The organism is Pseudochrobactrum sp. B5 (assembly GCF_001939785.1).
GTDB classification, from domain to species: Bacteria; Pseudomonadota; Alphaproteobacteria; order Rhizobiales; family Rhizobiaceae; genus Pseudochrobactrum; species Pseudochrobactrum saccharolyticum.
This window is the reverse complement of the sequence record NZ_MOYL01000004.1, coordinates 246,655-270,290: the sequence shown is the minus strand read 5'-3', so window position 1 is coordinate 270,290 and position 23,636 is coordinate 246,655. Positions and strand designations below refer to the sequence as shown.

Here is a 23,636-nt window from a genome sequence, read left to right as displayed (position 1 = left end):
ATCAGAACCTTATGGAACGGCCGCGGCGGCTACGCGGAACTGCCGGCCCGCCGGCACTGTCGCCGGTGACGATTTTTTCGCCTTCTTTCAGGCCGGAGACAATCTCAACCAGAACCTTGTCATTCAGGCCGGTTTCGACCGGTTTTTCGCTGATAGTCCCGTTCTGCTCCATCACCCGCACCGTGACTTTACCTTTTTCGTCAGGCTCAGACAGCGCGGTGGAAGGGATCAGCAAAACATTATCAGCCTGCCCCAAAATGATATGAATTTCAGCAGTCATATAGGTTTTCAGCACACCGTCAGGATTGGCAATGTCAAAAATACCCTTGTAGTAAATGGCTGAGGCTGTGCTGGTGCTGCTGCTCGCCGCACTGGTGCCGCCAAAACTCTTATCGCTGACGATGGATTGCGGCGCGGGTTCCAGAATCTGCAATTTGGCTGTGTAACGCTTGTTACTCTGGCCAGGGATTGTGAAATAAAGATCCTGCCCTTCTTTGACATTCACCACATCGGCTTCAGAAATATCGGCTTCAACAGTCATGGTGTCGAGCTGGCCGATAATGGCAATGGTCGGTGCCGATTGCACAGCGTTCACCGTCTGGCCTTCCTGTACAACAGTGGCCAGAATTGTGCCGTCAATCGGCGCACGGATTTGCGTATAGCCGAGATTGGCTTCAGCCGTTTCAACAGCGATTTTTGACACCACGATCTGGGCATCGCTCAATGCGATCTGCGCTTCGGCGGATTTAACGGCTTTAACGGCCTTGTCATAATCGGCGCGCGAAATGGCATTGCGCGATACCATCTGCTGCTGACGGGTCAGATCCTGTTTGGCCAGTTCCAGCTGGGCAATTTTATCTTCACGGTCTGCCTGATTGCGAACTTCTTCCGCTTTCGCCTTCCGCAGATCATTCTGCTGGGTGGTGGCGTCAATCTGGGCAATCAGATCGTCTTTTTTCACCAGCTGTCCGGCTTTAACATTGAGGCTCAGCACACGGCCGGAAGCCTGTGCTCCCACAGCTACCAGTCGTGCAGGTTTGAGAATGCCGGTGGCAAGGACTGTGGTTTCAATATCACCCTTGCGCACTGTATAAGTCATGATCTGCGGGGTTTCAGTTTTGAAATAATCCGCAGTGAAGTAATAGAGAACAGCAGCCAGTCCTGCGATTGCAATCAACCAGAAGAGCCATTTTTTAGCAAAACCGCGTTTCTTTTTGGAACTACCGTTCATCTATACCTCATCAGCCTGAAACTTCATTTCAGGGTATTCTTTTTTGGGTTACCAGATGCGGCCCTGTATAGCCGTCCTGAATTTCAGCTTTGTCTGTTATAATGGTACCGTCCCAGCCGCCACCCAGTGCCTTTTGCAGGTTGATATAATCCTGCAACAGGCTGACCCTGAGTTGAATCAGGCTGCCTTCATTCGAATAGAGTGAACGTTCGGATGTCAGAAGATCAAGGAAACTTGTTGATCCGCTCTCATAGAGCGCACGGGAAAGCTCCGTTGCCCGCCGGTAAGACTGCACAGCTTTTTGTGTCTTGGCATATTGAATACGCCGTTGATTAAGCGACACGCTGGCATTCTCAACTTCTTCCAAAGCGGTCAAAATAGCCTTGCGATAGCTGATAAAGGCCTGATCGCGGCTGGCTTTCGCAGCATCGACTGCGGCATTGAGCTGGCCGCCTTTAAACAGCGGAACGGTCAGGCTTGGGCCAAAACCCCAGCTGATTGTGGAGCCTTTTCCAAGATCGCCGATCCGCGCTCCCGCAGTGCTGATATTACCGGTGAGGCTGACACTCGGATAGAGAGCTGCCTGTCTCTGGCCGATGACTGCGGTGGAGCGTGCATAATTGCGCTCTGCAACACGCAAATCAGGACGGTTCAGCAATAAATCGGCGGGGATACCAGCCGTCACGATTGCCGGAACCGCAGGAACAGGCTTCGTTTTTTCAAGCGTAGCGGTCAGTGCCGTCGGCGCTTGACCGGTCAATACCGACAGGCGATGCAGGCTCTTCGCATAGGCGGTTTTCAGTTCCGGAATCTGCGCTTCCGTACTGCTGGTTTGCCCTTCTGCATTGGCCAGATCGACTTCGGAAATATCACCGGCATTAAACCGTGCACGGGTCAGTTCAGCGGTTTTACGTTGAGATTTTACGGTGCGTTCTGTCAGCGCTATGCGTGCCTGCAAGCCGCGCAATTCCGCATAATTGCTGGCAATGTCACCGATCATGGTCACCAGAACCGCATGCATATTTTCCTGCTCGGCATCCAGACCATAGCGCGCGGCTTCCACGGAGCGGAGATTTGCGCCGAAAAGATCAAGCTCCCAGCTGGTATTCAGACCGGCAGTGAGACCGGTGCTTTCACCGCTGTCGCCGCTCTTGGAACGTTTCGCACTGCCTGAGCCGTCAAGCACAGGATATAACGCGCCGCCTGCTTGTTGATAGGAGGCACGGGCTTCGCGGATTTTGGCTTTTGCCAGCGCAACATCATTATTGCCTTGAACGGCCTGCCCGATCAGATTGTCCAGCACCGGATCATTGAAACGTTTCCACCATTGTGCAAGCTGCGCCGGTTTGGCCGGTGCAGATTTTTGTCCGCTCCAGGAAGCGGGCAATAAAGTGGACGGAGTCTGATAGTCGGGGCCGACAGCGACACAGGACGCGAGAGCCGGAAGCGTTATGCTCAACGTTGCCAGACGCAAAAACAGCACAGTCATGAAATGGCAATATCCCTGAAATATAAATAACAGCCGGAGCATTGCCGCACCCGCCCGGTATTCTCACCGGATGCGCGCAACAATGCGATAAAATCAAGACACCGGAGAGATAAAACATACTCCTGACAAACACCGGCTGTCATGCCGTGTTTGCAGTCTTGTCACAGCTTGGCGATGAAAAAAAGCAAGAAAACTGTTTTTTTACCAAGCTTAACGATTTGTAATGATAAATCCGCTGACTGTGCATAACGGGCAAATGAATTGTCGGGATTTTGTCAGGGCAAACCGTTCAGCCTGAAAAAGATTGTGGATCAGCTGTCCGGACTGTGCAAGCGGATGCGGCTGATAATCAGATCGCTGGCTGTCAGAATGTCATGAGCGATTGCTGCTTCCGCAGCATCCGCATCGCGATTTTCAATCGCCTCCACGATTTTATAATGGTCATCAATCATTGCCCGCCCGCCATGTTTATAGGCATCGGCAATCAGTGGTCCCATTTGCAGCCATAGCCGGTTGATGATGGAATTGAGCACCGGCATGTCGGCTACTTCCACCAAGGCCGAATGAAAAATATGGTTCATCGCCAAGGCATCGCCCCAGAGCTGCTTTTTCATAGCCTTGTCATTATCTTCGACCAGTTTCCAGAGGCGGGCTATGTCTTTTTTACTGGCCTGTTGAGCCGCCTGTCTGGCTGCAAGTCCTTCAAGACGCACACGGATGGCGCGGATTTCTTCATATTTTTTCTGATCCAGCACCGGTACGCGAATATCCCGCGGTGTTTTCTGAATCAGCGCTTCGTCTTGAATAAGCCGCAGCAATGCATCGCGTACGGGCGTGACACTGGTACCCAGTGATGCCGCCAATTCACGGATTGTCAGCCTTGTGTCCGGCGCGAATTGTCCGCGCATCAGCGCCTGAGAGAGTTTGCGATAGACGATTTCGCCGAGATTATGGTGTTCAAGCGTCTGAAGTTCTGAAATGCCATTCATGCAAGATATGTCCCCCGCAGTGAGCGAACTGTTCTGTTTTTATGATCTCACTTCATATCCGGCCCTGTTTTGCCGGAAATGTTCCGAATAAAATGACTCATCATAACCATGAATAAAATCACGGCAATGTTATTGATTACGCTGTTTATCAAGCCTGTCGCAACAATAAATTGGGCTCTGCGATATGCTTGACAAACTATTATATAAAAAACATGATGCATCAAATGGGAGGCGGGATTTTATTTCAGATCATCGCTTCAGCGGAGAAATTTCAGAGCAGTTTTAAGCCAAAAGCGGAACCGGTTTTAGCTTAGAACTGCGCCGAGCAAAGCGATGAACGGTTTCCGGTTCGGAAAACAAAAACCGTTCTGAAATAAACCAGGTAGGGAACTATGGATAAGCAGCCGAATTCACCTGAAGCGCGTGATATTCAGTATCACCTTCATTCCTATACGAATGCGCGTCGTCATCAGGAAATCGGACCGATGATCCTTGAAAAAGGTGACGGGATCTATGTCGAGGACAATAACGGCAAGCGCTATATTGAAGGTCTGGCCGGTCTGTGGAGCGTGGGCGTAGGCTTCTCGGAACAGCGTCTCGTGGATGCTGCCACCAAACAGATGCAGAAACTGCCTTATTATCACAATTTCGGCCATAAATCCCACGGCCCTGTGATTGATCTGGCGGAGAAGCTGGTGACCATGGCGCCGGTGCCGATGAGCAAGGCGTTTTTCACCAATTCCGGCTCCGAGGCCAATGATACCGCGATTAAAATGCTGTGGTACCGTTCCAATGCACTCGGCCAGCCGCAGCGCAAAAAGATTATCAGCCGCAAGCGCGGTTACCATGGTGTGACCATTGCTGCTGCAAGCCTCACCGGCCTGCCTGCAAACCAGATGTCCTTTGATTTGCCGATTGCCAATATTCTGCACACATCCTGCCCGCATTATTGGCGCGAGGCACTGCCGGGTGAAACGGAAGAACAGTTCACCGACCGTATGGCTGCTGATCTTGAAGCAATGATTCTGGCAGAAGGTCCTGATACTATTGCTGCATTCATCGGCGAGCCGATCATGGGTGCCGGTGGTGTTGTGGTGCCGCCGGACAGCTATTGGGGTAAAATTCAGGCTGTTCTGAAGAAATACGACATTCTGCTGATTGCGGATGAAGTGATCTGCGGTTTCGGCCGTACCGGTAATATGTTCGGTTCCGAGACCTTCAAAATGCAGCCGGATATTATGGTCTTCTCCAAGCAGCTTTCATCCTCTTATCTGCCGATCTCGGCACTTGTAGTGAATGAAAAAGTCTTTGCACCGCTGGCTGACGAGAGCAATCGTATCGGTACTTTCGGCCATGGTTATACCGGTGGTGCGCATCCGGTTGCTGCAGCTGTTGCCAATGAAAATATCAAGATTATTGAAGAAAATAATCTGGTTGCTAATGCTCGCGAAGTCGGCGCGCATATGCAGAAGCGTCTGCGTGAACTGGCAGACCATCCGCTTGTGGGTGAAGTGCGCGGCAAGGGCCTGATTGCAGCGGTTGAACTCGTTGCTGACAAGCAGACCAAAGAACCGCTTGAAAAAGCCGGTAATCTTGGCCTGATGGCAAATGCTGCGCTGCTAAACAATGGCGTTATCTGCCGCAATATGCTGGACACTGTTGCATTCTGCCCGCCGCTGATCATCAATGAAAAACAGGTTGATGAAATGGTCGGCGCTTTTGCCAAGGCACTGGATACAGTGGCTGCTGAAGTGAAGAAATAATTTCTTCTGAAAATTGGAATGAAACGGCGCATGTGAGCAATCATATGCGCCGTTTTTATTTATACCCTTTCAAACGACTGCAATATGTGCTTAATCTCGCGCATCCACAGGGGGGCTCCGTAGTGCCGGGGCTGAGATGCTAGTGTCAAACTGGCGGACTCTAAAGCTGATCTGGGTAATACTAGCGGAGCGAGGCGGACCATGTTTTCTGGCGCACAAATTTCCCTTAATACTGTCACGGTAATTCCGGCGGGCTATTTCCGGCTGATCTGAAGAATTTCGCTGCAAGTTTTACCCGTATTCTTGTCACCGGAATTTTATCATGTCTGTTTATCGAGCTGCCGCTGCAGATTGCCCGCAATCTGCACGCAAATCGTCTGATTATATCGCTACATTTCTGCCCGCCATCTTGTCGGTCAGTGCGGTTTTTCTGTTTTGGGAGAGCTATGTCGCGCTGTCAGGCATCGCATCTTCCGTCTTGCCTGCACCAAGCCGGATTCTTCAGCAGATGTTTCTGCATCGTCAGGCTTTGTGGGACAATACGCTGCCGACAATCCGCGCAACGCTGATCGGCTTCAGCTGCTCGGTCATCACTGCCTGTCTGCTCTCCGTGCTGATTGACCGGTATATTCTGTTGCGGCGGGCGCTGTTTCCGGTTTTCATTATCAGTCAGACCCTGCCGCTGATAGCCATTGCACCTTTGATTGTGCTGTGGTTCGGCTTTGGTTTACTGCCGAAAATTCTGCTGGTCTCTCTGGTCACATTTTTCCCGATGCTTGTGGCACTGGTGCAGGGCTATGCTGCGACAGATAAAGAAATTGAGCATTTGCTGGCCTCAATGGGTGCAGGCAGATGGACGATTTTCCGCTTAGCGCGCATTCCTTCGGCTTTGCCTTACTTCTTCGCCGGCTTACGTATTTCGATTACCTATGCAGTTGTCGGTGCGATATTTGCTGAATATGCCGGTGCTTTGAAAGGGCTGGGCATCTATATTCTCAATGCCAAAAACAACTTCCGGCCTGATCTGGTGCTGGCTGCGGTGTTTATCAGTGCTACGCTGACTTTGAGCCTGTTTGGTCTGACATTGCTGGTGCAGAAATGGGTCGCCCCGTGGCTGAAAACAGAGCGGGGGGCGGGGCAATGACACGTCTGCAACTGCAATCTGTCGCCAAGTCCTTTGGCGCATTGGAAGTTCTGCGCAATATTTCCCTTCATGTGGCAGAAGGTGAGTTTGTCTCGGTTTTAGGGCCGTCCGGTGCCGGAAAATCGACGATTTTCAATTTGCTGACCGGTGCGGAACAGCTCTCGCAAGGGCGCATCATGTTTGACGGCGCACCATTGGCGCAGGCACGCGATGCTTTCGCTTTCATGCCGCAGCGCGATGCGCTGATGCCGTGGCGGCGGATGATAGATAATGCCACGCTGGGGCTTGAAGTGCAGGGCATGAGCCGCAAGGATGCCCGCCAATTAGCTGAGCCGCTGTTTGGGGAATTCGGTCTTGCCGGTTTTGAGCAGGCCTATCCGGCGGAATTATCTGGCGGCATGCGCCAGCGTGCGGCTTTGCTGCGCACAGTCGTCCAGCAACGCAAAATGCTGCTGCTGGACGAGCCTTTCGGTGCGCTGGATGCTCTGACCCGCGCTTCGATGCAGCACTGGCTGGAGAGCATGTGGCAGAGCCATCGCTGGACGGCACTGCTGATTACCCATGATGTGCGTGAAGCCGTTTATCTCTCAGACCGGATTTATGTGTTGTCGGCACGCCCGAGCAGGGTTGTGCATGAGGTGACTGTCGATCTTCCACGCCCGAGACGGGACTCTATGCACAAAACCGCATTGGAAAAAGCTGCTGCGCTGGAAGCCGAAATTCTAGATCTCCTGCTAAGAGCGGTTCCAGCTATGACTTAAATGTTGGAGCCGCTCTAACTATTTGTTTTTACGCATTATCCTGCGCAAAACCGGTTTCCATTTTTGCTGGAAATGCTGTATTTATAAGGAAATAATCATGGCAATTCTCAATCGCCGCCGCCTGTTATCCGCACTGGCTCTGTCCGGTGCAATGAGCCTGCTGCCGGTCACATCTTTCGCCAAAGAACCGGCGAAAGTGACTGTCGCCCTCGACTGGACAGTGAACACCAATCATATCGGCATGTTCATTGCCCGCGATCAGGGTTTTTATAAAGAAGCGGGGTTGGATGTAACGATCCTGCCTTATTCCGATACATCGGCGGGTGTGCTGGTCGCCAGTGGCGCGGCGGATTTCGGCATTGTCGGTTCTACCGGCCTGTTTGCACAGCGCACTGCGGGTGCTGACCTTGTCGGCACCTATGCCGTGGTGCAGCATGAAACCGGTCGTCTGGTCTTTATGGATGACCGGCAGGACATTCAGTCTCCGAAAGACCTCGACGGCAAAACCTATGCCGGTTTTGGTTCCAACTGGGAGCGCAGGATGATTGCCAGTATGATCCGCGCTGACGGTGGTAAAGGTGAGTTTGAAATTGTGACACTCGGCACCTCTGCCTATGAGGCATTGGCTAATGGCGCTGTGGATTTCACACTGGAAATCGTGACATGGGAAGGTGTGAAAAACGAACTTGAAGGCGTGAAACAGCGGGCATTCCGCTACTCCGATTATGGTGTGCCGGATCAGCATACGACATTGCTGGTCTCATCGGGCAAATATCTCAGTGAAAATTCTGATGCGGCAAAAGCCTTCCTGAGTGCGACGCAACGGGGCTATGCTTTCGCTGCCGATCATCCGGATGAAGCGGCGGATATTCTCATTCGCGGTAATCAGGATGTGCTGACCGATGACAAGCTGATCCGCGCCTCGCTGAAGGCTCTCAATGACGGGCATTTCCTGCGTGACAGTGATGGTACAATCGGCAAAATGCGCCCTGAAACAATGAATGCTATGGGTGAGTTTTTATTTAAAGCGCAGATTCTCTATGATAAAGAAGGGGCTGTTGTGCAGGAAAAACCGGATTTCTCCGCGTATTTTACCAATGATTTCCTGCCGTAAATAACGGAACAGTGAATGAGCAAGCAGGAACCGGTGCGTATTATTGTGATGGGCGTTTCCGGTTCCGGCAAATCTACTCTGGCCGGTGCTCTGGCGCAGACATTGGCACTGGTTTTTATTGAAGGCGATGATCTGCACCCGACTGAAAATATAGCGAAAATGCAGGCGGGTGAGCCGTTGGATGATGCTGATCGCCTGCCTTGGCTTCAGGCAATTTCTGAACAGATTTTAACACTACCTGAAGGTGCGGTGGCGAGTTGCTCAGCGCTTAAAAAATCCTATCGGGATTTGCTGCGTGAACAGATCGGCGAGCCTTTATATTTCATTTGCCTTACCTGCGACCCTGACATTATTGCTGCGAGAATGCAGGCGAGACACGGGCATTTCATGCCCGCATCTTTGCTCGCCTCGCAACTGGCAAGTTTTGAAAGCCCGCAAGGCGAACCGGCAACGCTGATGCTGTCCTGCGACCAGCCTGTGAGTACCATGATTGCGACCTGCAAAACATGGCTGGCTGATCAGACCGGATTAAGCGCAATCACAAAGACTGTGCCGCTGCCGGAAAGCTGAAGCTCTGCATTGCTGCATTGCTCACACCGCAGACAATCATTGACTTCAAGCTGTATCTCACCGGCCTGCACTGTACCGCTGCTGCAAAAGACCAGAACGGTTGCGCCGGAAAGGGACACTGCTGTCTCTGCTGAAATCTGATGACGGCTGACCTGATGCGTAAAGCGTCCGCGCCGTGTCATCACATTCAGATCAGTGATGGCAGAGCCGAGCAATTTCGCACTGGTCGGGCTGTCGGCAGGGAAGGAAAACGGCGGCGTTTCGCCCTTCAGCTCCTGATCGTCCAGCCCTTCAACAGACAGGATAATCCCGTCGCCTTCCAGTACGGACAGAGTGCGGTCGATGCCGGTAAAAACCGAAAACGGCCCGTCACTGGCCACAGTTGCGGTGCTGATACGCCAGTCGAAATTATCGACTGACGCATCGGCAGGGAAAACCGCGATTTCAACGGTTACACCGCCGCCGTTTTTCCACGGCATCCGGCGGTGCTGATGATTTTTGAGTAGTTGCATTTACTGTAACCAGCCGTTTGAAACTGCCCAGAGCGCCACCGGCGCTGTCAGCAGAATGCTGAGTGCCGTGCGGATATACCAGATCACAATCAGATCACGGAATTTGAGCGGGATTGAAGTTGCAAGAACGCAAGGGATGGAGGCCGAGAGAAACAATACCTGCGATACGGAAACCACTGCAGCTACGAATTTCAGCGTCACATCGGCATCTTTCAGCAGGATGGCAGGCAGGAACATTTCAGCCAGACCTGAAGCCATGGATTTTGCCGCCAGCATTGGTTCTGACAATTGGGCAATCCATGTAAACGGGTAGAGCGCGAGACCCAGCACATCAAAGACCGGTGTATATTTGGAGGCCAGCAGGCCGAGCAGGCCAACAGCCATAATGCTTGGCAGGATCATCGAGGCCATACGCAAGCCGTCAAGGAAAGTCGCACGCAGCATCGGCAGAATGTGAGGCGCTTTCTCTGCCTGTTCCAGACCGGCATCAATCGCGGTTGCGATGCGGGATTTACCTTCCGGCAGCGGTGTGTCGCGGGTGGCCGGATGATCCATTTTGGCCAGCGGCCACAGGCGCGCGACAATCGCCGAAACGATGAAAGTCACGAAGAAAGTTGTCCAGAAATACAGGTTCCATACATCCATCAGATTAAGTGTCTTGGCGACAATAATCATGAAAGTTGCTGAAACAGTCGAGAAGCCGGTGGCAACAATTGCAGCTTCACGCGCGGTATATTTGCCCTCGCGGTAAACGCGGTCGGTAATCAGCAAAGCCAGCGAATAACTGCCGACAAAAGAGGCCACCGCATCAATCGCTGACCAGCCTGGTGTGCGCCAGATCGGGCGCATTACCGGCTGCACAATCACGCCGGTAAATTCCAGCAATCCGTAGCCGATCAGAAATGCCAGTGCCAAGGCACCAATCGGCACAATCAGGCCGACGGAGAGGACAAGCTTGTCAAAAAGAAACGGCAGCATATCCGGCGTGAACAGCAATGCCGGTCCGACACCGGCGAGATACATGATTGTGAGCACCAGACCCAGCACACGCAAAACGGAGAAGATCGTCTCGGTCAGGTTTTTGTTCCATGTCCCGCGGACAAACGGACTGAGCGCGCCATAGGCAATCAGCAGGCAGACAAAAGTCAGCGCTGCAGGTCGTAATTGTGTGGCGATAGCGGTCGCTGCATGGTCGAGCAGAATGGTGGACTTGCCGCCGATCGTCACCGGTACAAAGAAAAAGAAGATGCCGATAAAACTGAAGAAGATGAGTTTGAGAGCAGCCCCGCCGCGTGAGCCGCCGCTGCTGCCGATTGTTGTATCTGTCATGATTACCCCTGATTATTGTTATTCATGCAGAAGGAGATTCCGTGATCCTAAATGCTTTTTTGTCCTTGTGTGATACGGCCTCTCCCAAAGCCGGAACTAGAAATTTGAAAGGCAGCCCCCTCAAAGGCTGCCTTTCATTCAGTGTTTAGTTGCCGAGAATACCCGGCAGGCGCAGGCCCTGTTCTTTGGCGCAGTCGACTGCAATGTCATAACCGGCATCGGCATGACGCATCACGCCAGTGGCAGGGTCATTCCACAGCACGCGCTCAAGGCGGCGGGCGGCATCTTCAGTACCGTCAGCGCAGATCACCATGCCCGCATGCTGGCTGAAGCCCATGCCAACGCCGCCACCGTGATGCAGCGATACCCATGTGGCACCGGATGCGGTGTTGAGCAGGGCATTGAGCAGCGGCCAGTCGGACACGGCATCAGAGCCATCTTTCATCGCTTCGGTTTCGCGGTTTGGCGAAGCCACCGAGCCGGAATCCAGATGGTCACGGCCGATCACAACCGGTGCTTTCAGCTCGCCGTTCTTGACCATTTCGTTGAAGGCAAGACCGAGACGATGGCGGTCACCCAGACCAACCCAGCAAATACGGGCCGGCAGACCCTGAAACTCAATGCGCTCACGCGCCATATCCAGCCAGTTATGCAGGTGCTTATTATCCGGCAGCAGTTCCTTGACCTTGGCATCAGTCTTGTAAATATCTTCAGGATCACCGGAGAGTGCTGCCCAGCGGAACGGGCCGATACCACGGCAGAACAGCGGACGGATATAGGCAGGCACAAAGCCTGGAAAGGCAAATGCGTCTTCCAGACCTTCTTCCAGCGCCATCTGGCGGATATTATTGCCGTAATCGAGGGTCGGAATGCCCATATTCCAGAAATCAACCATCGCGGCGACCTGAACTTTCATTGAGGCGCGCGCTGCCTTTGCAACGCCTTTCGGGTCGCTTTCCTGTTTTGCACGCCATTCGGCAACGCTCCAGCCGATCGGCAGATAGCCGTGTACCGGATCATGCGCAGAAGTCTGGTCGGTGACGATATCCGGCTTGACGCCGCGCTTCACCAGTTCAGGGAAAATGTCTGCCGCATTGCCGATCAGCGCAATCGACTTGGCTTCACCGGCTTTTGTCCATGCATCAATACGTGCCAACGCTTCATCAAGACTGTGGGTTTTTTTATCGACATAGCGGGTACGCAGGCGGAAATCCGCGCGGGTTTCATCGCATTCAACTGCAAGGCAGCAGGCACCGGCCATCACTGCAGCCAGCGGCTGTGCGCCGCCCATACCGCCTAAGCCCCCGGTGAGAATCCATTTGCCTTTGAGATTGCCGCCGAAATGCTGTCGGCCGGCTTCGACAAAGGTTTCATAGGTGCCCTGCACGATGCCCTGTGCACCGATATAAATCCACGAACCGGCGGTCATCTGGCCATACATAGCCAGTCCCTTTTTATCCAGTTCGTTGAAATGATCCCAGTTTGCCCAATGCGGCACCAGATTGGAATTGGCGATCAGAACGCGCGGCGCATCTTTATGGGTGCGGAAAATACCGACCGGCTTGCCGGACTGTACCAGCAATGTTTCATTGCCTTCCAGATCTTTCAGGCTGGCAACAATCTTGTCAAAATCTGCCCATGTACGGGCAGCACGGCCGATACCGCCATAGACCACCAGTTCATGCGGACGCTCGGCAACATCGGGATGCAGATTATTCATCAGCATGCGCATCGGCGCTTCGGTGAGCCAGCTTTTGGCGGTGATTTCCGTGCCGGTTGCAGGACGGATTTCACGTTCATTGTGACGCGGATTATTCATCGAATGTTCCCTTATTTAGATTTGAGATTGGCAGCGGCGGCTTCAAGCTGCTGCAAAATGTTTTTGAGATGGCTGCGCAATTTAGCTGCCTTAGCCTCGTCATAGGCAAATGGCACGGCTTCAGTTGCCAGATGTGTCGATTGCGCGAGTTCCATCTGAATGGCGTGCACACCCGTTTCCGGCTGGCCGTAATGGCGCGTTGTCCAGCCGCCTTTGAAACGGCCGTTGAGGATGGACGTGTAACCTTCAGCCTGTTTCGCTACACCGAAGACTGCTGCTTCTATGACCGGCGCGCAGGTCTTGCCATTATCCGTTCCGATGTTGAACTCCGGCAGAGTGCCTTCAAACAGAAACGGAATATGGGAGCGGATCGAGTGGCAGTCATAGAGAATGGCAATGCCGTGAATGGCCTTCACACGCTCGATTTCAGCCGCCAGCGCTTCATGATAAGGCTTGTGAAAACGGCTGATGCGATCTGCAATATCAGCCTCAGCCGGTTGCTCACCGTCCTTCCAGATTGCCAGACCATCAAAATCTGTTTCCGGTATCAGCGTTGTTGTGTGCTGCCCCGGATAGAGGCTCACACCCGCCGGATCACGATTGGCATCGATGCAATAGCGGTGGAAAGTGGCGCGCACTGTCGTTACATTATCCAGCAGCCCGTCATAGAGCTTGTGGATATGCCAGTCCGTATCGGCAAGAATGCGGCCATTCTCATTGAGGCGCGCCCAGATATCCTCCGGCACATCTGTGCCGGTATGGGGCAGGCCGAGAATGACCGGCGAGGTTCCCTGATGAACTTCAAATGCGCTCATTTAGGCCTCCAGACTCGAGCATTTCCCGCAAAAGTGGGAACCGGTTTTGCGTAAGGACAATGCGGCTAAAAAAACTGAAGTATTTCTAAAACTAGTCATCATGACGGGAATACTTCAGGGAGGATACCACTCGTGATCGCTGCATTCAGCGAGCCGTCAGCCACGATTTCCGCAGCGGCAGCCAGATCATCAGCCATATAGCGGTCAACTTCGAGCGTCGACACTTTGGTGCGCAGCACGGCGATTGCCGCTTTCAGCTCAGGGCTGGTTTCCAGCGGGCCGCGCAGTTCCACGCCGAGGGCACCGGTCAGGGCTTCAATGCCGATAATAGCATTGAGATTGTCGGTCATCTGCAACAGACGGCGGGCGCCGTGGCAGGCCATCGACACATGATCTTCCTGATTAGCGGAAGTCGGGGTTGAATCGACTGAGGCCGGATGGGACATTTGTTTGTTTTCCGACATCAGCGCGGCGGAAGTGACTTCGGCAATCATCAGGCCGGAATTGAGACCCGGCTTTTTCGCCAAAAACGCAGGCAGACCGAAGGAGAGGGCAGGGTCAACCAGCAGTGCAATACGACGCTGGGCAATGGCACCGATTTCACAAATTGCCAGCGCAATCTGGTCGGCGGCAAAAGCCACCGGTTCGGCATGGAAGTTACCGCCGGAGACCACTGTATCATCGGAAAGCACCAGTGGATTATCGGTGACCGCATTGGCTTCAATTTCAAGCGTAACCGCAACCTGACGCAGCAGATCAAGACAGGCTCCATCGACCTGTGGTTGGCAGCGGATGCAATACGGATCCTGCACGCGCTGATCGCCTTCCAGATGGCTGTCGCGGATCACAGAGCCTTCGAGCAATTTGCGCAGGGCTGCGCCGGTATCGATCTGGCCTTTATGGCCGCGCAGCGTGTGGATGTCTGAGTGGAACGGTGCGGTGGAGCCCATGGCAGCATCGGTCGACAGAGCGCCGGTAATCAGAGCTGCCTGCAACGCGCGATGAGCGCGGAACAGACCGGCCAGTGCCAGAGCGGTAGAGGTCTGCGTGCCGTTGATCAGGGCGAGACCTTCTTTGGCGGCCAGAACAACCGGTGTCAGGCCAGCTTTACTCAGGGCGGCAGCGGCGGAAATCCGTGCACCCTGATAGAAAACCTCACCTTCGCCGATCATGGCCGCAGCCATATGTGCCAGCGGTGCCAGATCGCCGGACGCACCGACGGAACCTTTTTCCGGAATAACCGGAATGACACTTTTTTCAAGCATGGCTTCGATGAGCGCGATGATCTCAGGACGTACGCCGGATGCACCACGACCAAGCGAAATCAGCTTGAGTGACATGATGAGACGCACAATATTTTCAGCCAGAGGCGCGCCTACACCGCAGCAATGGGACAGGATCAGATTGCGCTGGAGTGTTGCCACATCTTCCGGTGCAATGCGGATGGAAGCCAGTTTGCCGAAACCGGTATTGATGCCGTAGACCGGCGCATCGCCTGCGGCGATTTCCGCAATGCGGGCGGCGGATTTGGCAATGCCCGCATGGAATGACGGATCGAGACGGGCAACTGTGCCGTTGCGATAAATATCTTCAAGCGTTGCGAGTGATACAGAACCTGGTTTCAGAATAATGCTCATGGCGGGTACTTTCTTCAAAGCGCATTCATCACATGCGCAGATATTCGGATCTTTTAGTTGCCGCGGAAAACCCGCTTCCAGAGCGGGTTAAAGCCGATGCGATAGACAAGCTCTGCAGGGCGCTGCACATCCCAGATTGCCAGATCGGCATATTTGCCGGTCTCGATTGTGCCGGTTTCAGCCAGAATGCCGAGCGCACGGGCGGCCTCGCGGGTCACACCGGCAATGCATTCATCGACGGTGAGACGGAACAGGGTTGCACCCATATTCATGGTCAAAAGCAGGGAGGTCAGCGGGGATGTACCCGGATTATTATCGGTCGCCAGCGCCATTTTTGTGCCTGCCTGACGGAAGGCTTCAACCGGCGGTTTTTGTGTTTCGCGGATGAAATAATAGGCACCGGGCAGCAGCACAGCGACAGTACCGGCCTTGGCCATGGCCTGTGCGCCTTCACTGTCGGTATATTCCACATGGTCGGCGGACAGCGCATTATAGGAGGCGGCTAATTTGGCACCATGCAGGTTGGACAGCTGATCTGCATGGAGTTTGACCGGCAGGTCATGCGCCTTTGCAGCATCAAAAACACGGGCAATTTCATCAGGCAGGAAGGCGATCCCTTCACAGAAACCATCAACCGCATCGGCAAGGCCATCTGCCGCAATGGCAGGCAGCATCTCATTGATAATCACATCAATATAGGCTGACTTGTCGCCGTTCATTTCCGGCGGCAGTGCATGGGCACCGAGGAAAGTGGTGCGGATTGCGATATCGCGCTCTTGCGTCAGACGTTTGGCTGCTTTCAGCGATTTGATTTCATTTTCCGTATCGAGACCGTAACCGGATTTGACTTCAATGGTTGTTACGCCCTCAGCAATCAGGGCATCGAGACGTGGCAGGCTTTCGCGTATCAGATCATTTTCACTGGCTGCACGCAGGGCTTTGACGGAAGACACAATGCCGCCGCCAGCCTTGGCCACTTCCTCATAGGAAGCGCCTTCGAGGCGCAGTTCAAATTCATGGGCGCGATTGCCCGCGTGAATCAGATGTGTGTGGCAGTCGATCAGACCGGGGGTAATCAGCCGGTTTTCACAATTGGTTGCGGGATAATCTGCATAGAGCGCAGGCATTTCAGCCTGCGGGCCGACATAGGCGATTCTGCCCTGTTCAACCACGATTGCCGCATCTTCAATCAAGCCGAGACCATCTGCATTTTCAATCAGCGTCGCAACACGCGCATGGGTGAAAATATAGCCTTTGTCGTTCAGCGTATCTTTTGTCATGAATGTTTTCCCGCTTCCCCTCTCCGGCTATAATGTATATACATATTAAAAAATGGCAAAGGAAATTTTTAGCCGGATATTTCAGGAGGAGAGAACCGTGCTTCAGCAAAAACATGTCATCCATGCGCAACAGGCTTTATTGGAAAGCGGCTGGGCTGAGAATGTCCGCCTGACGGTTGAAGCGGGAACAATCACGGCGATTGAAAGCGGTGCAGACGCACAATCCGGCGATGAGCGCTATGAGGTTATCATTGCGGGGATGCCCAATCTGCACAGCCATGCGTTCCAATATGGCATGGCGGGTCTGGCAGAAAAGCGCGGACCTTCGGCCGATAGTTTCTGGAGCTGGCGCGATGTGATGTATCGTTTTGCCCTGACCATGTCGCCGGAGCAGGCGGAAGCCGTAGCTCTGCGGCTCTATGTGGATATGCTGGAAAATGGCTTCACCCGCGTAGGTGAGTTCCATTATTTGCATCATGACCGTGACGGTGCGCCTTATGCGGATGTGGCCGAGATGGGCAAACGTATTGCATCAGCGGCCAATAAAAGCGGCATCGGCCTCACACTGTTGCCGGTCTTCTATGCTCATTCGACTTTTGGCGGTGCAGTTCCAAATGAAGGCCAGCGCCGCTTTATCAATAGTATAGACCAATATCAGCGCTTGCTGGACGGCTGCGGCACTGCACTGAAAAATATGGACGGCGCGGTGCTGGGTGTTGCCCCGCATAGTCTGCGGGCTGTGACGCCGGATGAGCTGAAAATTGTTACACAAATGCTGCCGGAGACACCGGTACATATTCATGTGGCCGAGCAGGTCAAGGAAGTAGAAGACTGCATTACATGGTCCGGTAAGCGTCCGGTTGAATGGCTGCTGGATAATGCAGCGTTGAGTGATCGTTGGTGCTTGATCCACGCCACCCATATGACGGATGACGAGACAACAGGCATGGCAAAAGCCGGTGCGATCGCCGGTCTTTGTCCGGTGACTGAGGCCAATCTCGGCGATGGTACGTTCAATGCCGGTATTTTCACACAGGCAGGCGGCAAGTTTGGTGTCGGCTCGGACTCCAATGTGCTGATCGGTTTGGGTGATGAATTGCGCCAGCTCGAATATTCGCAGCGTTTGCAACATCGCGCCCGTAATGTGATGGCGGTTGCGGAGGGTTCAACCGGTCGTGCGCTGTTTGATGGTGCGCTTGAAGGTGGCAATATCGCTATGGGTGTGCGCGGGCAGGGGCTTAAAATCGGCGCATCGGCAGATTTCGTGGCACTGGATGTCAGCCGTATCCCCCATGCGAAAGGCGATATGGTGCTGGACGGCATGATCTTTGCCAACCGCGCCAAACCGGCGCATGTCTGGGTGCGCGGTGTAAAACAGGTTGAAAACGGCCGTCATCACCTGCATGAACAGGCAGAGACCGGTTTCCGTAAAGTTTTACATGAACTTCTGGAAAGCTGAGCCAGTCAATATTGACGAAAAGCGGGTAAAACTGAGTATGCAGGATATTTCTTCCGGAGACAGTGAACAGGCTTCATCCCTGCATCAGCGGATTCTGGATGATATTGAGAGCCGCATTCTCTCCGGTGAATGGCAGCCCGGCTATCGTATTCCTTTTGAACATGAGCTGACCGAGCAATATTCCTGCTCCCGCATGACTGTGAATAAGGCGCTGACGCAACTGGCCAAGGCCGGAATGATTGAGCGGAAACGCCGCTCCGGCAGTTTTGTTTCCAAGCCGCAATCACAGGCGGCAATATTGGAAATTCACGATATACGCGATGAGGTGGAGCAGTTAGGTCTGCCTTATCGCTATGAGTTGCAAAAATCGATTAATCGGAAAAGCACAGCAGCAGACGGAAAGAAGCTCGAGATCGAGCGCAATACGCCGCTGATAGAGCTGACCTGCCGTCATTATGCCGGAAAACGGGTTTTCGCGCTGGAAGAGCGTATCATCAATCTGCGTGCGGTTCCTGATGCTGCGCAGACGGATTTCTCCAAACAATCGCCCAGTCCGTGGCTGGTTGCCTATGTGCCGTGGAGCAATGCGCAACATGCTATCCGTGCGGTAGCAGCGGATGAGAATGTAGCCGCTATTCTTGGTATTCCGGCAGGCGCGGCTTGTCTGGTAATTGAGCGCCAGACCTGGAATGCCGGACTGCCGGTGACCTATGTACGCCTGACCTATAGCGGTGACAGCCATGCACTGGTTGCCCGTTTTGCACCATCACAGGGCTAAACTGTCACAATAAAACGGCGGGCTTTCGCCCGCCGTCTGCCTTGAAATGACTGGAAGTCAGAGTGTCATTGTAATAACGCAGTCCTTCTACGTTATAAAAGGCAGTTCATCTAAGCACTCTTATGAATACCCTGCAATATGCTGAAATATACCGGCAATATATTGCAGGGCTTATAAGATTTATCAGAAACTGCGCTGGAAACGGATCATACCCTGAACTGCATCTTTGCCGTTCTGGATGGATTTTTCATCCTTCCATTTGGTGTAAGAGAGCTCCGGTGTGACCGCAAAGCCCGGCACCAGTTCGTAAGACACGTTTGCTGTTGCGGCAAAGGTCTTGGATGCATCATAGGCAAGCTGGGCATTCAAAACGGCCTGTGGTGTCAGCTTATAGGCTGCACCACCCCATACAGCCCAATCACCGCCCCATGTGCCGTAGAAACTGCTGACAGCGCGGATCTGGCCGATGACCTGATTATTATCATTCAGGACATTGATATAATTATCCTTGTTGGATTTATAGCCACCCATCGCCCATACGGAGAACTGGTCGGTAACATTGAGATCGCCACGGACTTTCCCTGCCCATTCTTTATTGCGGGCATCATAGGCGGCAACTGCGGTGAGCGAACCCCAGCCTTGTGCGTAGCGCAGGCCACCAACGACATGCGGCGTGTAGTTTTGGATCGTGGCACCCCATTTTTTACCGGTCCAGTCAGATGGAACGTCATCAATGTCACCGTTACCGCCCTGTTCCACGGACAGGATGGCTGACAGGCCGTTGTCACCCGCATAAGTATAGCTGATCAGGCCGGTACGATAACCACCGGCAAGGATTACATCATCATTTATGACATTGCCGAGATAGCCGGGGAAGGTGACGAACGCGGATTCATCAAGACCGACACGCAAACCGCCAAGCTCCATATAACCAAAGCGCAATGTACCTGAGGACTTGTCGTCTTTGCCGTCTTTCCACTGAAAGCGCAGATCTGCATAGGTTTTCAATGTGCCCAGCTCGGTTTCAGATGCGGTGCTGAATTTCAGGCTGAAACGAGCCATGCCTTCATAGGTGTCACGTTTATTGCTTTTGGCATAGAGTTTGCTGTCACGGCTTTCAAAACCATGACCATAAACATCATCGCCACTGGTTATGTCATAGCGGACATAACCGTGAATACGCAGACAGGTTTCAGTGCCAGGAATGTAGAAATAGCCTGCGCCATAAGCATCGCAGACGCGGACATATTCAACGGCTTCAGGTTCCGGTGCAATAATCGGATCAGCAGCAAATGCTGCTGCGCTTGTGAAAAGAGTTGCAGCGGAACTGAGTAAAATTAATTTTGTTTTCATTTTTATCTCCAGAATTAGACCTGAAGATATTCATCGAAACCGCCCCTGTTCCCAACGCAAAAATAGGGAGATTAGTCTATAAAAATCAATATGTTGTATAATTGTATCAAGGCAATTTATTGCCGGATATTTCGGGTTCAAAACTTTGTAAAGGAGCAGAAAGTCAACGTTTTCAATTATGCCTGTATACAGGAATAAAAAGAGCCTGATACAGATTTCACTATATCAGGTTCTTTTGAGTGAGCTTTAGTTAAGCGTGCTTTTTACAATTACCACTTCATCTTAAAGCCGACAGTGCCTTTGACAATATAGTTGTCTGCAAAGTGGTTGAGGGAGGTATTGACCGAGCCTTCACCATAGACCGCATAGGCATTATCGCCCCAGGCATAGGTACCGCCGGCACCAAGGCCTGCCCATGTTCTGTCTTCATCATTGGCAAGCTTCACATCCGCAACATTGATTTTGCTGCTGCCGGAGAGTTCCTGATAGAGATTGGCAATGCCATAGAACTGCGTGTTGACAGTGCGTCCGTCATTGCCTTTCCAGTCATTGCGGTAGTTCGCAGCAAGACCGAGGCGTGCAGTCAGATTGTCGCCATCGTTTTTTTCGACCTGTGTGTCATAGCTGTCGCTGAAGCTGTTAAAGTCGAGCGAAGACCACATCAGCTGTGCCTGCGGTGTCAGCGACCAGTTGTTATTTACGGCATAGTTCTGGCCGGCTTCAACACTCAGTGCATAACCGAAAGCATTATGACCGTTGGTAAGACTGTTGGCATTGTCAATTTTCAGGTCACTGTCATACCAGTTAGCCTGTGCCTGTCCGTCAACATAGAAACCGCTATTGCCATACCATGTGAGCGTGCCGCCCAGACCCCAGCTCTGTGTTTTGATCGTACCGTCACCGGCAAAAGCTGTGATATTGTTCTGTGCATTGCCATATTGACCGGTGATGCCGCCGATCAGCTTGCCATTGTCACTTTCATAGAACTGACCATCAACGCCGCTTTGCATGACATATGTATTGATATCCTGCTGCAGGCGACCTGATGAGCTGTTGTTTTTGAGATGGCTGTGAGCGCCTTCAATACGACCCCAGATAGCACGGTTTTCGCCACTGTTCTGGCCTTGGGCTGCATTTGATGAACCATCCTGATAACGCTCGCCGACACGCTGCTGCAAAGTCGGCAGTTTATTCAGCGATTGCAGGGTGCTCATATAGCCCTGATAGACGGGAACAGCGGCGCTGTAACGCGGTGTGGTTTCGTTGCCACCAGTATTATTGCCGTTGCCGCTGTCGACAGGGTCGGTCTTGTAAATCTCGCTGACCAGATACCAGTCGCCATCGGCAGGGTCGTTTTTGGCATTCTTAAGTAGCTCATAGGCATAGGCGCCGCCGATGACGACCTTTTTGCCGTCTTTCGACGTATAATCGCTGACGAGCGAGAAAGTACCGTCGGATTGACCGCCGATCTCAATGATTTTGATGCCTTTGTCTGTCTGTGCACCAAGACCGTTGCGGTTGATAACTTTTACATCAGTGTCACCGGAACTGTTGCCGGTAATAACAAGCTTGTCGGTCGCAGATGTATCGTCGCCAAGTACCGTTTCAATTTCAAGCAAGCCGCCTTGACCAGTGTAATCGCCGTCAATTGTCAGCGTGCCGAGAGATGCATTACCCGCTGCAATCACGCCACCTTTGGACAGAACAGTATTACCGATTGTGCCGATACCCTGCAAACGCCCGCCGGAAACATCCATCGTGCCGCCGAGGGTGTGATCCACAGCAAGAATACCCGATTTTACAAGAGTTTTACCGGTGAAAGCTGTCTGATCTGTTGTCAGTGTGGTTTTACCGGAGCCGATCTGGCTGATGGTGCCATTGCCTTCCAGCGCTGTACTGAAGTCATAGCTGCTGTCTGTATGATTGAAGTTGAGTGCACCATTGCCTGCACCGAATTTGATGGTGCCAGCTTCAATCGTGCCTGCTTGCGTTGCTGCCTGACCGGTTTCGCCGCCAATATTGATTGTGCCAGTACTGCCTACAGTGGTTGCGACATTGATTATGCCTGCGCCGGATGCAGCACTCACTTTACCTTGGTTAGCAACTGTGAGTGTTCCGTTTTTTACACCACTCCCGTTGCCGCCACCGACAATAAACGAATTAGCTGTGGTTTGTGTTGTATTGAGTGCCGAGCCCGCGCCAGAAACCAGAATAGTGCCGATAGCATCATTGGTGACAGCGCGATCATATGATCCGACACGCATCCCGCCTGCTGTCACCACGCCACCGTTCAGAATGCTCAGCGAGCCGCGCGTTAGCAGAAACGGATTGGTAACGGTCATGACCGATCCCACATCTGAAACCAGAATGTCGGCCGATCCACCTAACTCTTGTAAGCCATTGGCTGCAGCATTTGTGGATGCATATACACCAACCTGCATGACACCCGCAGATAACGAGCCGCCATCTGTCACATTAATCGTAGCGTGACCACGCGCTATCCGAAAAGTGTTGGTTTCATATGCGGAATTTGCACCTGTAACATTGATCGTGCCCTTGGTTCCGGCAGTAAAAACCATAGTTGTGCTGAGAGTGGAAACGAACTTTCCGCCATTCTCGACATTCAAGGTTACGCCGTCAGCACCTTCAATGAAGACGCCGTCTTTTTCTGTGACGACGGTTCCGGTTCCGGTAACTGTGACGGTTCGACCACCATCAAACAATAAGGTGTTCAGTGCGCCCACACCAGAGCCCTTTGACGTATCATAGGTGAATTGCGCACCATCTTTAAAAATCAGATCACCTTCAGTCGTTTTCAGCGACCAAAAAATGTTGCTGGGGCCACCTGTTATGCTGAGTGTCCCGCCGCCATTTTTGATAATCGCACCACTAAAGCCATTCACACCGTTGGTGGTTATAGATCCATTAATCGTGAGTGCTGAGCCGGTTGCGACATTGAGTGCCAGATTGCCGGCCGAAGAGGTAAGCGTATTGCCTGCGGTATCAATACGCAGATTTGTAGTCACTTGTGGCAAAGAAGTTGGGGAAATTGTGAAGCTGCCGACCATAGTGATGGTTGAACTCGCATCCCCGCTGGCATTGGCCTGATTGATCGCCGCCACCAGCTCAGCCTCGTTCGATGCAGTGAAATTCGCTGCATTCGCGGTGCCGGTCAGGCCGAGAGCAAGAGCCGCGCCTGCCAAAGCCAGAGTGCGGTAAGAGACACTGGATCGGAAATGACCCGACCATGTGCAAAGCGATGCGCGAGACAGATTTGAGAACACAGAACCTCCTTCCGGCGCTTCATAAAAACGCCGGTTCCTGACCATTAAGAATGAGCTTCGCAATTGAGATGAATGGCAGCGTGACGCTGCTGATTTCCCCGTTTTTGAATTGTCTAAATTTATAATATTATGAGATTAAAAATATCAACTTAAATTATTGATTTAACAGCATGTTTCAAAAAAATTTCATGTTATTATTACGAATATCATTAATATAAATGTACGAATTACATTTGCTTTTAGATCAAAGGGATTTTTGTGCTTGATGAGCCGATTGAAAGCTCCAAAAAACAAACAGCAATGAATGCC

The 23,636-nt window shown here is 52.6% G+C and carries 18 protein-coding genes and 1 riboswitch; of the genes, 7 read left to right on the top strand and 11 right to left on the bottom strand.

Annotated elements, in window-relative coordinates:
* Position 1: 1 nt before the first annotated feature.
* From BKD14_RS13475 to BKD14_RS13465, 3 genes are all read right to left on the bottom strand, one after another.
* Positions 2-1,231, bottom strand: coding sequence for an efflux RND transporter periplasmic adaptor subunit (locus tag BKD14_RS13475; RefSeq protein WP_075656791.1), 1,230 nt, complete (start codon positions 1,229-1,231; stop codon positions 2-4).
* A 28-nt stretch (positions 1,232-1,259) separates the two neighbouring features.
* Positions 1,260-2,720 (bottom strand): efflux transporter outer membrane subunit, encoded by a 1,461-nt coding sequence (locus BKD14_RS13470; RefSeq protein WP_075656789.1) that lies wholly within the window; start codon positions 2,718-2,720, stop codon positions 1,260-1,262.
* A 311-nt stretch (positions 2,721-3,031) separates the two neighbouring features.
* The gene (locus tag BKD14_RS13465) at positions 3,032-3,700 is read right to left on the bottom strand and encodes a GntR family transcriptional regulator (RefSeq protein WP_028233297.1); all 669 of its coding nucleotides are present in this window, start codon (positions 3,698-3,700) and stop codon (positions 3,032-3,034) included.
* 401 nt (positions 3,701-4,101) lie between these two features.
* On the opposite strand from BKD14_RS13465, the gene BKD14_RS13460 reads away from it, so the two are divergent.
* From BKD14_RS13460 to BKD14_RS13440, 5 genes are all read left to right on the top strand, one after another.
* A complete protein-coding gene (locus tag BKD14_RS13460) occupies positions 4,102-5,472 on the top strand; it encodes an aspartate aminotransferase family protein (protein ID WP_022709596.1) in 1,371 nt (456 codons plus the stop codon).
* A gap of 98 nt (positions 5,473-5,570) precedes the next feature.
* A riboswitch (TPP riboswitch) is annotated at positions 5,571-5,683 on the top strand.
* Positions 5,684-5,794: 111 nt separating this feature from the next.
* The gene (locus BKD14_RS13455) at positions 5,795-6,616 is read left to right on the top strand and encodes an ABC transporter permease (RefSeq protein WP_075656787.1); all 822 of its coding nucleotides are present in this window, start codon (positions 5,795-5,797) and stop codon (positions 6,614-6,616) included.
* Complete coding sequence (locus tag BKD14_RS13450; RefSeq protein ID WP_075656785.1) at positions 6,613-7,377, top strand: ABC transporter ATP-binding protein; 765 nt, start codon at positions 6,613-6,615, stop codon at positions 7,375-7,377. Before BKD14_RS13455 ends, BKD14_RS13450 begins: the two co-directional genes overlap by 4 nt.
* Before the next feature lie 97 nt (positions 7,378-7,474).
* A complete protein-coding gene (locus BKD14_RS13445) occupies positions 7,475-8,491 on the top strand; it encodes an ABC transporter substrate-binding protein (protein ID WP_075656783.1) in 1,017 nt (338 codons plus the stop codon).
* 15 nt (positions 8,492-8,506) lie between these two features.
* On the top strand, positions 8,507-9,061 hold the full coding sequence (locus BKD14_RS13440) for a gluconokinase (protein ID WP_075656781.1): 555 nt from the start codon (positions 8,507-8,509) through the stop codon (positions 9,059-9,061).
* Here BKD14_RS13440 and BKD14_RS13435 read toward each other — a convergent pair.
* From BKD14_RS13435 to hutI, 6 genes are all read right to left on the bottom strand, one after another.
* Positions 9,010-9,573, bottom strand: coding sequence for a HutD family protein (locus tag BKD14_RS13435; RefSeq protein WP_075656779.1), 564 nt, complete (start codon positions 9,571-9,573; stop codon positions 9,010-9,012). The two genes, BKD14_RS13440 and BKD14_RS13435, sit on opposite strands and share 52 nt — an antisense overlap.
* Positions 9,574-10,902 (bottom strand): YjiH family protein, encoded by a 1,329-nt coding sequence (locus BKD14_RS13430; RefSeq protein ID WP_075656777.1) that lies wholly within the window; start codon positions 10,900-10,902, stop codon positions 9,574-9,576.
* A gap of 145 nt (positions 10,903-11,047) precedes the next feature.
* On the bottom strand, positions 11,048-12,721 hold the full coding sequence (hutU, locus tag BKD14_RS13425; protein ID WP_075656775.1) for a urocanate hydratase: 1,674 nt from the start codon (positions 12,719-12,721) through the stop codon (positions 11,048-11,050).
* Positions 12,722-12,732: 11 nt separating this feature from the next.
* Positions 12,733-13,536: an N-formylglutamate deformylase gene (gene hutG, locus BKD14_RS13420; RefSeq protein ID WP_075656773.1), complete on the bottom strand. Its 804-nt coding sequence runs from the start codon at positions 13,534-13,536 to the stop codon at positions 12,733-12,735.
* 98 nt (positions 13,537-13,634) lie between these two features.
* A complete protein-coding gene (gene hutH / locus BKD14_RS13415; RefSeq protein WP_075656771.1) occupies positions 13,635-15,173 on the bottom strand; it encodes a histidine ammonia-lyase in 1,539 nt (512 codons plus the stop codon).
* Between the two features lie 53 nt (positions 15,174-15,226).
* Positions 15,227-16,453 (bottom strand): imidazolonepropionase, encoded by a 1,227-nt coding sequence (gene hutI, locus BKD14_RS13410; protein WP_075656769.1) that lies wholly within the window; start codon positions 16,451-16,453, stop codon positions 15,227-15,229.
* Between the two features lie 97 nt (positions 16,454-16,550).
* On the opposite strand from hutI, the gene BKD14_RS13405 reads away from it, so the two are divergent.
* Both BKD14_RS13405 and hutC read left to right on the top strand, forming a co-directional pair.
* Complete coding sequence (locus tag BKD14_RS13405; protein ID WP_245293645.1) at positions 16,551-17,912, top strand: formimidoylglutamate deiminase; 1,362 nt, start codon at positions 16,551-16,553, stop codon at positions 17,910-17,912.
* Positions 17,913-17,949: 37 nt separating this feature from the next.
* Positions 17,950-18,690, top strand: a complete 741-nt coding sequence (hutC, locus tag BKD14_RS13400) for a histidine utilization repressor (protein ID WP_075656940.1) — start codon at positions 17,950-17,952, stop codon at positions 18,688-18,690.
* A 183-nt stretch (positions 18,691-18,873) separates the two neighbouring features.
* Here the strand turns inward: hutC and BKD14_RS13395 are convergent, their stop codons facing one another.
* Together BKD14_RS13395 and BKD14_RS13390 are read right to left on the bottom strand one after the other, a co-directional pair.
* Positions 18,874-20,043: a porin gene (locus BKD14_RS13395; protein ID WP_075656765.1), complete on the bottom strand. Its 1,170-nt coding sequence runs from the start codon at positions 20,041-20,043 to the stop codon at positions 18,874-18,876.
* Positions 20,044-20,312: 269 nt separating this feature from the next.
* A complete protein-coding gene (locus tag BKD14_RS13390; RefSeq protein WP_175576105.1) occupies positions 20,313-23,327 on the bottom strand; it encodes an autotransporter outer membrane beta-barrel domain-containing protein in 3,015 nt (1,004 codons plus the stop codon).
* Between the last annotated feature and the right edge of the window lie 309 nt (positions 23,328-23,636).

Excerpts from the sequence above, each read along its gene's own strand:
- BKD14_RS13395 (WP_075656765.1), bottom strand. The coding sequence starts at position 20,043 with ATGAAAACAAAATTAATTTTACTCAGTTCCGCTGCAACTCTTTTCACA.
- hutI (WP_075656769.1), bottom strand. The coding sequence starts at position 16,453 with ATGACAAAAGATACGCTGAACGACAAAGGCTATATTTTCACCCATGCG.
- hutC (WP_075656940.1), top strand. The coding sequence starts at position 17,950 with ATGCAGGATATTTCTTCCGGAGACAGTGAACAGGCTTCATCCCTGCAT.
- BKD14_RS13450 (WP_075656785.1), top strand. The coding sequence starts at position 6,613 with ATGACACGTCTGCAACTGCAATCTGTCGCCAAGTCCTTTGGCGCATTG.
- BKD14_RS13475 (WP_075656791.1), bottom strand. The coding sequence starts at position 1,231 with ATGAACGGTAGTTCCAAAAAGAAACGCGGTTTTGCTAAAAAATGGCTC.
- hutU (WP_075656775.1), bottom strand. The coding sequence starts at position 12,721 with ATGAATAATCCGCGTCACAATGAACGTGAAATCCGTCCTGCAACCGGC.
- BKD14_RS13460 (WP_022709596.1), top strand. The coding sequence starts at position 4,102 with ATGGATAAGCAGCCGAATTCACCTGAAGCGCGTGATATTCAGTATCAC.
- hutG (WP_075656773.1), bottom strand. The coding sequence starts at position 13,536 with ATGAGCGCATTTGAAGTTCATCAGGGAACCTCGCCGGTCATTCTCGGC.
- hutH (WP_075656771.1), bottom strand. The coding sequence starts at position 15,173 with ATGAGCATTATTCTGAAACCAGGTTCTGTATCACTCGCAACGCTTGAA.
- BKD14_RS13445 (WP_075656783.1), top strand. The coding sequence starts at position 7,475 with ATGGCAATTCTCAATCGCCGCCGCCTGTTATCCGCACTGGCTCTGTCC.
- BKD14_RS13435 (WP_075656779.1), bottom strand. The coding sequence starts at position 9,573 with ATGCAACTACTCAAAAATCATCAGCACCGCCGGATGCCGTGGAAAAAC.
- BKD14_RS13455 (WP_075656787.1), top strand. The coding sequence starts at position 5,795 with ATGTCTGTTTATCGAGCTGCCGCTGCAGATTGCCCGCAATCTGCACGC.
- BKD14_RS13440 (WP_075656781.1), top strand. The coding sequence starts at position 8,507 with ATGAGCAAGCAGGAACCGGTGCGTATTATTGTGATGGGCGTTTCCGGT.
- BKD14_RS13430 (WP_075656777.1), bottom strand. The coding sequence starts at position 10,902 with ATGACAGATACAACAATCGGCAGCAGCGGCGGCTCACGCGGCGGGGCT.
- BKD14_RS13470 (WP_075656789.1), bottom strand. The coding sequence starts at position 2,720 with ATGACTGTGCTGTTTTTGCGTCTGGCAACGTTGAGCATAACGCTTCCG.